Origin of the sequence: Pseudomonas sp. PB106 (assembly GCF_009764645.1) — a bacterium.
Taxonomy (GTDB): domain Bacteria; phylum Pseudomonadota; class Gammaproteobacteria; order Pseudomonadales; family Pseudomonadaceae; genus Aquipseudomonas.
The window spans coordinates 23924-34656 of record NZ_RWIM01000101.1 but is presented as its reverse complement, the minus strand read 5'-3'; the positions used below and the strand labels follow the sequence as shown (position 1 = coordinate 34656).

10 protein-coding genes are annotated in these 10733 nt (G+C 60.0%); 1 reads left to right on the top strand and 9 read right to left on the bottom strand.

Features of this window, described 5'->3' with window-relative positions; all coding sequences use genetic code 11:
- Nucleotides 1–84 precede the first annotated feature (84 nt).
- The 9 genes from EJA71_RS13390 to argS all read right to left on the bottom strand — a co-directional run bounded on the left by EJA71_RS13390 (nucleotide 85) and on the right by argS (nucleotide 10604).
- Nucleotides 85–705, bottom strand: a complete 621-nt coding sequence (locus EJA71_RS13390) for a TetR/AcrR family transcriptional regulator (RefSeq protein WP_158957559.1) — start codon at nucleotides 703–705, stop codon at nucleotides 85–87.
- A gap of 30 nt (nucleotides 706–735) precedes the next feature.
- Entirely contained in the window at nucleotides 736–2418 is a 1683-nt protein-coding gene (gene phaC / locus EJA71_RS13385) for a class II poly(R)-hydroxyalkanoic acid synthase (RefSeq protein ID WP_158957557.1), read from the bottom strand.
- 139 nt (nucleotides 2419–2557) lie between these two features.
- On the bottom strand, nucleotides 2558–3412 hold the full coding sequence (gene phaZ / locus EJA71_RS13380) for a poly(3-hydroxyalkanoate) depolymerase (RefSeq protein ID WP_008080635.1): 855 nt from the start codon (nucleotides 3410–3412) through the stop codon (nucleotides 2558–2560).
- 142 nt (nucleotides 3413–3554) lie between these two features.
- Nucleotides 3555–5234: a class II poly(R)-hydroxyalkanoic acid synthase gene (gene phaC / locus EJA71_RS13375; protein ID WP_158957555.1), complete on the bottom strand. Its 1680-nt coding sequence runs from the start codon at nucleotides 5232–5234 to the stop codon at nucleotides 3555–3557.
- Nucleotides 5235–5492: 258 nt separating this feature from the next.
- Complete coding sequence (locus EJA71_RS13370) at nucleotides 5493–5870, bottom strand: gamma-butyrobetaine hydroxylase-like domain-containing protein (RefSeq protein WP_158957553.1); 378 nt, start codon at nucleotides 5868–5870, stop codon at nucleotides 5493–5495.
- A gap of 125 nt (nucleotides 5871–5995) precedes the next feature.
- Nucleotides 5996–7333 carry an ATP-dependent protease ATPase subunit HslU gene (gene hslU / locus EJA71_RS13365; RefSeq protein WP_158957551.1) on the bottom strand — a complete coding sequence of 446 codons (1338 nt, stop codon included), beginning with the start codon at nucleotides 7331–7333 and terminating at the stop codon, nucleotides 5996–5998.
- Between the two features lie 54 nt (nucleotides 7334–7387).
- Nucleotides 7388–7918, bottom strand: coding sequence for an ATP-dependent protease subunit HslV (gene hslV, locus EJA71_RS13360; RefSeq protein WP_016984593.1), 531 nt, complete (start codon nucleotides 7916–7918; stop codon nucleotides 7388–7390).
- 231 nt (nucleotides 7919–8149) lie between these two features.
- Nucleotides 8150–8866, bottom strand: coding sequence for an SPOR domain-containing protein (locus tag EJA71_RS13355; protein WP_158957549.1), 717 nt, complete (start codon nucleotides 8864–8866; stop codon nucleotides 8150–8152).
- Between the two features lies 1 nt (nucleotide 8867).
- Entirely contained in the window at nucleotides 8868–10604 is a 1737-nt protein-coding gene (gene argS, locus EJA71_RS13350; RefSeq protein ID WP_158957547.1) for an arginine--tRNA ligase, read from the bottom strand.
- Between argS and EJA71_RS27575 the strand changes: the two genes are divergently transcribed.
- The gene (locus tag EJA71_RS27575; RefSeq protein WP_016772057.1) at nucleotides 10603–10725 is read left to right on the top strand and encodes a hypothetical protein; all 123 of its coding nucleotides are present in this window, start codon (nucleotides 10603–10605) and stop codon (nucleotides 10723–10725) included. The genes argS and EJA71_RS27575 overlap by 2 nt on opposite strands.
- Nucleotides 10726–10733 lie beyond the last annotated feature (8 nt).

Sequence of the window (10733 nt, the reverse complement as noted above, 5' to 3'; positions counted from 1 at the left end):
AAGATCGCAGCCTTCGGCAGCTCCTACAGAGGTACACATTCCCCCTGTAGGAGCCGCCGAAGGCTGCGATCTTTTGATTCCGGGTTACTCGTGGTCTTCGAGGTATTGCAGGGCCATGCGTTCGGTGGCGACCTTAACCGGCGGCTGCAAATGCGGCGCTACCAACATCATGATCTGGTAGACGACTAATCGAACTTCCCCTTCGCGATCCAGAATCCGCTGATAATCCAGCGAGAACAGCAGCGTCATGGTGATCTGTTCCACCAACTGCCCCAACGCCTGGGTATCACTGACCAACTGCCCCGCCGCCTTCAACCGTGCCAGCAACGAAGCCAACGTACGCTTCAGCGCATTGAGCAGATTGCGAATGCCCTTGGCCAGTTTCGGCAACCGCCCGGCCAGGTTCGACAGGTCTTGAAACAGGAACCGGTACTGCGCCAACCGCTCGACAATCAAATGCAGAAACAGCCAGTAATCCTCCGGCGCCAGTTCCACATCCGACGGTGGATCGAGCAGTGGCGCCAGTTCATTCTGAAAGCGTTCGAACAACCCGAGAATCAACGGCTCCTTGCCGTGGAAGTGGTAGTAGAGATTGCCCGGGCTGATCCCCATTTCGTTGGCCACCTCCATGGTGGAGACGTTCGGTTCGCCCTTTTCGTTGAACAGTTGCAAAGCACATTCGAGAATCCGGTCGCGGGTTTTCATCCAGTCTTCTTAGAAAAGTTCGGTTAAGCGTCAGCGCACACGCACGTAAGTACCGGGTGCTGCCTCCATCGGTGGATAGTTCGGGTTGCCGAGGGTGAACGAGGTTTCGTGCTGGGCGCCGGAACGTTGTTGAATCCATTCGAGCCACTGCGGCCACCAACTGCCGTCGACATGTTTGGCGTCGTAGTACCAGGCACGCGGGTCGCTGCTCATCTTGGCGTTCTCGACGTACGCGGCTTTCGGGTTGCTCGGCGGGTTGAGAATGCTCTGCACGTGGCCGCTGTTGGACAGCACGAAGCGTCGGTCACCGCCGAGCAGCAGGGTCGAGCGATACACCGCATCCCATGGCGTGATGTGATCGTTCATGCCAGCGACGCTGAAGCTGTCGACGGTGACTTTCTGCAGATCGATTGGTGTGCCGCACACTTCCAGCCCACCCGGATGGGTCAGCGGGTTGTGCTTGAAGAAGTCCAGCAAATCGCCGTGGAGCGCAGCGGGCAGGCGCGTGTTGTCGTTGTTCCAGTAGAGGATGTCGAAGGCCGGCGGCTCTTTGCCTAGCAAGTAATTGTTGACGAAGTAACTCCAGATCAAATCGTTGGGACGCATCCAAGCGAAGACCTTGGCCATGTCGCGGCCATCGAGCACGCCTTTCTGATAGGAGCGACGTTTGGCCGCTTCAAGGGTTTGTTCGTCGGCAAACAGCGTGGCTGAGGTTTCGATTTCACTGTCGAGCAAGCTGACCAGGTAGGTCGCGCTGGAGACCCGCCGCAGTTGTCGTTTGGCCTGCAAGTGACCTTGCAGGGCGGCGATGGTCAGCCCGCCAGCGCACGCGCCCATCAGGTTGACCTCGCGGGCGCCGGTGATCGCCCGGCAGATGTTCATCGCTTCTTCCACGGCTTCGACGTAGGTCGACAGGCCCCATTCGCGATGGCGCACATCGGGGTTGCGCCAACTGATCATGAAAGTCTGCAAGCCGTTTTTCAGCGCGTACTGGACGAAGCTGTTGTGCGGGCTCAGGTCGAAAATGTAGTACTTGTTGATTTGCGGCGGCACCACCAGCAGCGGCTTGGCGTACTGCTTTTCGCTCATCGGCTTGTATTGGATCAGCTCGAGCATTTCGTTGCGAAACACCACTGAACCGGTGGTGGTCGCCACGGTTTTGCCGACTTCAAAAGCCTGCTTGGTCACCTGCCGGGGCAGGCCGTCGTTGTGCAGCAGATCATCGAACAAATGGCTGAGGCCGCGCACCAGACTGTGGCCGCCGGAGTTGAACAGCTCTTTGACCGCCAGCGGATTGAGCAGGGTGTTGGAGGGCGCCACGGCGTCGTTGAGCAGGGTGAACGCGAAGTGCGCCCGGGCGCGGTCTTCCGGGTTCATGTCGCTGTCATCGATCCAGCTTTTGACCTGCTTTTGCCAGGCCAGGTAAGCCTGCAGGCTACGGCGATAAAACGGATTGAGGCTCCACGCCGGGTCGGCGAAGCGGTTGTCGTTCGGATTGGTCGGGTGCAGGGTTTCGCCAAGCAAGACGCGGCCTAATTGGCCGCCGAGTTTCAAAGCGTGTTTCGCGCTGTGGATCGGGTTGCGCAAACCGTGAGCGGCCACGCTGCGCAAAGTCGAAATCAAATCCCGCCCACGCAGACCGGTGATCGCACTTTGTGCGTTGATGAACACGGCGGGGCTGGGCACTACGCCCGTCGCTGGTTTGTCGCGCATGACTCAACACTCCTTCGTCTTCAGGCCAAAAACACACTCACCGAACCAGAACACCATAGACGCTGTTGTGGGTTGCTGCCTGCGCGGCGTCCTGCCGCGCACTCTTTGCTAAAGACCTGCATAAAGCCTGCCGCTGGGGTTAACCGCCGAGCGGTGTCGGATGCGGATGCATCACCGCGCGCTGACGTTCCTCCTGGAGGAATTTCATGATGATCGGCGCCACGGCTTCGGCGCGGGTAATCAGGAACAGATGACCGTCGTCGATGATGTGCAACTGCGCATTGGGAATGCGCCAGGCGAGCATGCGCATGTTGATCAGCGGGATCAGCGGATCGTCGTCACCGGCCAGCACCAGCGTCGGCTGATGGATCTTGTGCAGCCAGTGAATACTCGTCCAGCCGAGGCCGGCGAACAGTTGCCAGTAGTAACCGAGCTTGCCCGCCGAACGCACTTTTGCCGCGTGGCTGGCCGCCAGGGTCGGGTCGCGACGGAACGAGCCGCCGTAGATCAGCGGCGCGATCCGGATTACGTGCGAGGGCTGAATGTAGCGCCGTGGACTGGCCATCATCCACAGCACTTTCGGTTTGCCCGGCACCATCACTGCACCAGCAGCGGTCGCCGCCAGCACGAGTTTCTTGCAGCGCTCGGGGTAGTCGTAGGCGAACTGCTGCGCGAGGGCGCCGCCCCACGACACGCCGATGACGTTGACCTGACCGTAATCGAGGTAATCGAGCATCCGTGCGGTGAGCTTGGCCAGACCAGGAAAGCGATATGGCCGGTTCGGCGTCGAGGAGCCGCCGACACCGGGCACGTCGAAAGCGATCACTTCCAGATCCGGGTCCAGCGCCGCGACAAACGGAAACACCAGCTCGAGGTTGGCGCCGATGCCGTTGAAAATCAGCAAGGGCGTCAAGTGAGGCTTGCCGGGACGCACCGCGGTGCGGATGGTCTGGCCATCCAGATCGACGGTACGGAATATGAACGGTTGCGGCATGCGTCAGGCCCTGTGGATTTCAAGTACACCCCGCCCCCTGTGTAGGAGCTGCCGAAGGCTGCGATCTGTTGATCTTGATTGTAAAAACAGAATCAAAAGATCGCAGCCCGCGGCAGCTCCTACATTGGGCCGGGTGTGTCAGTTACCGCTCGTGAACGTACGTGCCCGGCGAGGCTTCACCCGCCGGATACGCCTTGTTGCCCAGTTTCACCGGGGCCTTTTTCAGGTTGCCCGAGCGCTCGGCCAGCCACGACTGCCAGTACAGCCACCAGGAATCGGTGTGCTTGGTCGAGTTTTCTTGCCAGTCATCGGCGTTGGCCGCTATTTCTTCGCTGGTCATGTAACGGGATTTCGGGTTGCCCGGTGGGTTGAGAATGCTCTGGATATGCCCGCTGCTCGACAGCACGAATTCGACCTTGCCGCCAAACAGCTGCGCCGACTTGTAGCAGGACTTCCACGGGGTGATGTGGTCGTTGGTGCCGGCCAGCGAGAAGATGTCGGCCGTGACCTGCTTGAGGTCGATCGGTGTGCCGCACACTTCCAGTGCATTCGGGCGAATCAGTGGGTTGTTTTTGAACATCTCGATCAGGTCGCCGTGGAACGCAGCGGGCAACCGGGTGGTGTCGTTGTTCCAGAACAGGATGTCGAACACCGGCGGCTCGTTGCCGAGCAGGTAGTTGTTGACCCAGTAGTTCCAGATCAGGTCGTTGGGGCGCATCCACGCGAAGACCTTGGCCATGTCTTTGCCTTCGAGCACGCCGGCCTGGTACGAGTGACGCTTGGCGGTCTCCAGAGTCTGCTCGTCGACGAACAGGGCGACGTCGCTGTCCAGCGTGGTGTCGAGCACGCTGACCAGCAGCGTGAGGGCATTGACCTTCTTCTCGCCGATCGCCGCATAGTGGCCGAGCAGGGCGGTGCAGGTGATACCGCCGGAGCAGGCACCAAGCATGTTGACGTCTTTGCTGCCAGTGATCGCGGTGACCACGTCGACCGCTTCTTTCAGTGCGTCGATGTAGGTCGACAGGCCCCACTCGCGCTGGGCCTTGGTCGGGTTGCGCCAACTGATGATGAACGTCGGCACGTTATTGCGCAGACAGAAGCGCGCCAGACTCTTGTCCGGGCTCAAATCGAATACGTAGAACTTGTTGATCTGCGGCGGCACCACCAGCAACGGGCGCTCGTGGACTTGCTCAGTGATCGGCTTGTACTGGATCAGCTCCAGCACGTCGTTGCGGAACACCACTGCGCCTTCGGTGACACCGAGGCTCTTGCCGACTTCGAACGCGCCCATGTTGACCTGGCTCGGCATGCCGCCGTTGTGCACCAGATCCTTGGCCAGATGCGAGAGGCCATCGAGCAGGCTTTTGCCGCCGGTTTCGAAGAAGCGTTTGACCGCTGCGGGGTTGGCCGCCGAGTTGGTCGGGGCCATGGCTTCGGTCATCAGGTTGATGACGAAGTGGCCGCGCGCGATGTCTTTGGGGGACAGGCTGCTGTCATCGATCCAGGAATGGAGTTCCTTGCGCCACGCCAGATAGGTTTGCAGATAACGTTTGTAGAGCGGGTTCTGGCTCCACGCCGGATCAGCGAAGCGACGGTCATCGCCAGCCGGTTGCAGTTCGGATTTGCCAAACAGCACGTTCTTCAGTTCGAGGCCGAAATGGGTGACGTGCTTGACGCTATGGATCGGTTGTTTGATGGCCTGTTTCAGCACCATACGAGCAGAGGCCAGCAGATCCTTTCCGCGTAGCCCAACGACGGGATTAAGCCCCAGGGTGTTTTCCGAGGCTTGGTACTTCAGGTCATCGTTATTCTTGTTACTCATCTACGACGCTCCATTGTCCTGAGACGAGTACCCGGTTTTCTGCTGTGCAGTTCCACAGCCAATGCCAGGTACTACTGCTCGGGTGACCGTTAATTCTGCATAGCTGCTTTACAGTCGTAGAGCACTGCAGGGAACTTGCCAGCTCCATTGGTTACCCGAGTTTAATTTTTTTCGCAAGCAGGCCGATCCTCGGCCACACAGCGGAGCATTCAAACAGATGAATTTAGAAAATGCCTTCTAATGAGCGCAAGGCTCGGGCTAGAGCATCAGCTTGACGATGGACTCGTTCGGGTCACGGGTTTTTCCGGCGGCTTTGAGCTCGGCCAGATAATCGGCCCAGAGTGCGTCATGACGTCGCCCCAGCTCGTAGAGATAATCCCAAGTGAACAAGCCGCTGTCGTGACCGTCGTCGAAGGTCAGTTTCAGTGCGTAGTGACCGGCCGGTTCCAGTTTGCTCAGACCGACGTTGATCTTGCCGAATTGCAGGATCGGTTTGCCGTGGCCCTGGACCTCGGCGGAGGGCGAATGCACGCGCAGGAATTCGGCGGGCAGGGTGTATTCCTCGCCGGACGCGTAGGTAAGCGTCAGGGTTTTCGAGGCTTTGTGCAGCTTGATGTCGGTAGGGATAGTAGTCATTGCAGGTCATCCGACTAGAGGAACACCCTGTAGGAGCTGCCGAAGGCTGCGATCTGTTGATCTTGTCTGTTAAAAATCAAAATCAAAAGATCGCAGCCTGCGGCAGCTCCTACAGGGAAGGTGACCTACAGGATATAACGGGACAGGTCTTCGTTCTGCGCCAATTCGCCGAGGTGGCTGTTGACGTATTCCGCGTCGATCAGAATCGGCTTCTCATCGTGGGTGCTGGCCAGATCGCCCGCGCTGAACGACACCTCTTCGAGCAGACGCTCAAGCAGCGTGTGCAGGCGACGGGCACCGATGTTCTCGGTTTTCTCGTTGACCTGCCAGGCGATCTCCGCCAGACGCTTGATACCTTCGGGCTGGAACTGGATGTTCAGGCCCTCGGTCTTCAGCAGTGCGCAGTATTGCTCGGTGAGCGAGGCGTGCGGCTCGCTGAGGATGCGTTCGAAGTCCGACGGGCTCAGCGCTTTGAGTTCGACACGGATCGGCAGACGACCTTGCAGCTCAGGCACCAGATCGCTTGGCTTGCTCAGATGGAACGCACCGGAGGCGATGAACAGGATGTGGTCAGTCTTGACCATGCCCAGCTTGGTGTTGACGGTGCAGCCTTCGATCAGCGGCAGCAGGTCGCGCTGTACGCCTTCACGGGACACATCGGCGCCGCCGACATTGCCGCGCTTGGCGACTTTGTCGATCTCATCGATGAACACGATGCCATGCTGCTCGACCGCTTCCAGCGCTTTGGCTTTCAGCTCTTCTTCATTGACCAGACGCCCGGCTTCTTCATCACGCACCAGCTTCAACGCTTCTTTGACCTTGAGCTTGCGCGACTTCTTCTTGCCCTTGCCCATGTTGGCGAACAGCGACTGCAACTGGTTGGTCATCTCTTCCATGCCGGGCGGCGTGGCGATTTCGATGCCGGCCACTTCAGCGACTTCGATCTCGATTTCCTTGTCATCCAGCTGACCTTCGCGCAGGCGCTTGCGGAACAGCTGACGGGTGTTGGAATCGGAGCTCGGCGCTTCCTCGTTGCTGAAGCCCATGCGTGCCGGCGGCAGCAGCGCGTCGAGGATGCGATCCTCGGCGGCGTCTTCGGCGCGATGGCGCACGCGGGACATTTCCTGCTCGCGGAGCATCTTGATCGCGGCGTCGGCGAGATCACGGATGATCGATTCGACGTCACGACCGACATAACCGACTTCGGTGAATTTGGTCGCTTCGACCTTGATGAACGGCGCGTTGGCCAGTTTCGCCAGACGACGGGCGATCTCGGTTTTACCGACACCGGTCGGGCCGATCATCAGGATGTTCTTCGGGGTCACTTCAACGCGCAGCTCTTCAGGCAGCTGCATGCGGCGCCAGCGGTTGCGCAGGGCAATCGCGACGGCGCGCTTGGCATCGTCCTGGCCGATGATGTGGCGGTTGAGTTCGTGGACGATTTCGCGGGGAGTCATGGACATAGTAGTTGACGGTCCTCAAGCAGAAACAAGCCGTGGCACAGGGCCGCGTCAGGCTTATTCAGCGAGATCCTGCTCCTCAATGGTCTGAGTGTGGTTGGTGAATACACAGATGTCGCCGGCGATGCCGAGTGCGGTTTCGACGATCTCTCGGGCCGACAGGTCGGTCTTTTTCAGCAGCGCGCTGGCCGCGGCTTGCGCGTAGCCGCCGCCGGAACCCATGGCGATCAGGCCATCTTCAGGTTCGACCACGTCACCGTTGCCGGTGATGATCAGCGAGGCATCTTTGTTGGCGACTGCGAGCATGGCTTCGAGGCGGCTCAGGGAACGGTCGGTGCGCCATTCTTTGGCGAGTTCGACGGCGGCGCGCACCAAGTGGCCCTGATGTTTTTCAAGCTGGCCTTCGAAACGTTCGAAGAGGGTAAAGGCGTCGGCGGTGGCACCGGCAAAACCGGCGATGACCTGACCGTGGTACAGGCGACGAACTTTTTTCGCGTTGCCTTTCATCACGGTATTGCCGAGAGAAACCTGGCCGTCGCCGCCCATGACGACTTTGCCGTGACGGCGGACTGAAACGATGGTGGTCAAGGGAAGAGTCTCCACACAGCGGGGCGAAAGTGCCTTATGCCCATTCATATGGGGGTGCTGGAGAGGATTTCAACCGTAGCGCGGGAGAGGAGACGAGCGGCGTGTTGCACCTGATCATTCCCACGCTCTGCGTGGGAATGCAGCCCGGGACGCTCCGCGTCCCTTCACTGCTGGGACGCAGAGCGTCCCTTGAGGCATTCCCACGCAGAGCGTGGGAACGATCGGCGGTGATCAGCGGCTTTGGCGTTGTTGTAACAACAGGTTGCTGAAACCGGCGCCGGCCAGTTGTTTCTGCGCGGTGGTCAGTTGTTCGCGGTTGCTGAACGGGCCGACCAGAACGCGATACCAGGTTTCATCCTTCACCGTGCCGGACTCAACCGCCACCGCCTGACCGAGCAGAATGATCTGCGCGCGAACCTTGTCAGCATCCGTCTCTTTGCGGAACGAACCGGCCTGCAAGAAAAACTTGGTCACCGGCGCCGCTTTGCTCACGGGTGGCGCTGGCGGTGGGGTGATCCCGGCCAGGGCTGCCTGAGCGCGCGCGGTGTCGATCTTCGCCGCTTCCGCAGGCGTGACCGGCGTGGTCGGGACGGTTGGCACTTGCGGCGTCGGCAGAGTCTTCTCCGGCACAGCGTCCGGCGGCACGATCACTTCCGATTCCGGCAGCAGGGTGTAGAAGTCGTACTTCGGCTTCACAGGCTGGGTCGGGCTCGGCGGGGTCTTGTTGGCCTCGGCGATCTTCGACGCTTTCTGCTGTTGCGCTTGCTCGACCTTCTCACGCTTGACCGTGTCGCTGCCCTTGCCCGGCTCCAGCTTCATCAGAAACACGATGAACGCGCCGACCGTCAGGCCGATGGCCATCCACAGCCAACCCGGAATCGGTTGCTTCGCAGGAGCTTGGTAACGGCTGGCGCCACGCTTGGGTGCAGGTTTTTTCTTGGCAGCCAACTTACATACGCTCCAGAGTTTCCAGACCCAACAGCTCCAGGCCTTGCTTGAGGGTGCGACCGGTCAGCGCGGCCAGACGCAGACGGCTCTGCATCTGGGCTGGCGTTTCGGCGGCGAGGATCGGGCAGTTCTCGTAGAAGCTGGAGAACAGACCGGCAACGTCGTACAGGTAGGTGCAGAGAATGTGCGGCGTGCCTTTGTCTGACACGTTGTTCAGCACTTCGCCGAACTGCGCCAGTTTTGCTGCCAGCTCTTGCTCGTGCGCAGCTTCCAGCACGATCTGGCCGTCGACTTCGCTGAAGTCCTTGCCCAGTTTGCGGAATACACCGGCAACGCGGGTGTACGCATACAGCAGGTACGGCGCGGTGTTGCCTTCGAAATTCAGCATCAGGTCGAAGTTGAAGCTGTAGTCGCTGGTGCGGTGCTTGGACAGGTCAGCGTATTTCACCGCGCCGATGCCGACGACTTTGGCGATGTTGCGCAGTTCGTCTTCGGCCAGTGTCGGGTTCTTCTCTTTCACCAGGCTGTAAGCGCGTTCCTGCGCCTCGGTCAGCAGGTCGATCAGCTTCACGGTGCCACCGTCACGGGTCTTGAACGGACGGCCATCGGCGCCGTTCATGGTGCCGAAGCCCATGTGTTCCATCTCCATCGGATGGGTGACGAAACCGGCCTTGCGCGCCACGGCGAAGACTTGCTGGAAGTGCAGGGCCTGACGCTGGTCGACGAAGTACAGCGCGCGATCGGCTTTCAGCTTGCCGCTGCGGTAGCGCACAGCAGCAAGGTCAGTGGTGGCGTACAGGTAGCCGCCATCAGCCTTGACGATGATCACCGGCAGCGGGTCGCCGTCGGCATTCTTGAATTCGTCGAGGAACACGCACTGCGCGCCGTTGCTTTCGACCAACATGCCAGCGGCTTTCAAGTCGTTGACCACATTGATCAGGTCGTCGTTGTAGGCGCTTTCGCCCATCACGTCGGCCATGGTCAGTTTGACGTTGAGCAGTTCGTAGATCTTCTGGCAGTGCGACAGCGAGATGTCCTTGAACTTGGTCCACAGCGCCAGGCACTCGGCATCACCGGCCTGCAGCTTGACCACCAGACCACGGGCGCGGTCGGCGAATTCTTCGGATTCATCGAAACGCTGCTTGGCGGCGCGGTAGAAGTTTTCCAGATCGGACAGCTCGTCGCTGGTGATCGGGTTTTCCTGCAGATACGCCATCAACATGCCGAACTGGGTGCCCCAGTCGCCGACGTGGTTCTGACGGATCACTTCGTCGCCGAGGAACTCGAGGACGCGGGCCACGCCGTCGCCAATGATGGTCGAGCGCAAGTGGCCGACGTGCATCTCTTTGGCCAGGTTCGGTGCCGACAGGTCGACCACGGTGCGTTGCGCCGGGCCAGCCTTGCGCACGCCAACGTTAGCGTCGGCCAGTGCGGCGTCGAGGCGCGAAGCCAAAGCCTGGGTGTTCTGGAAAAAATTGATGAAGCCCGGGCCAGCGATTTCGGCTTTGGTGACGTTCTCGTCAGCCGGCAGCGCGGCGATGATTTTTTCCGCCAGATCGCGCGGCTTCATGCCCGCAGGCTTGGCCAGCATCATGGCGATGTTGCTGGCGAAATCGCCGTGAGTCTTGTCGCGGGCGTTCTCCACCTGGATCGCCGGCGACAGGCCTTCAGGCAACACACCTTCGTTGACGAGTTGGGTGAGGGCTTGTTGGATCAGCTGGCGAATGGTGTCTTTCATGGTCTTCTCTTTCGACCGCAAGCGCGGCGGGCGCATCGATGCGCGGGTGGAAAAACTGGGCATTATCCGTTGCGAAGACGGGCTTGCCAACCTTAGCAGGCAGGATGTGGATATGTGGTGACATTAAAA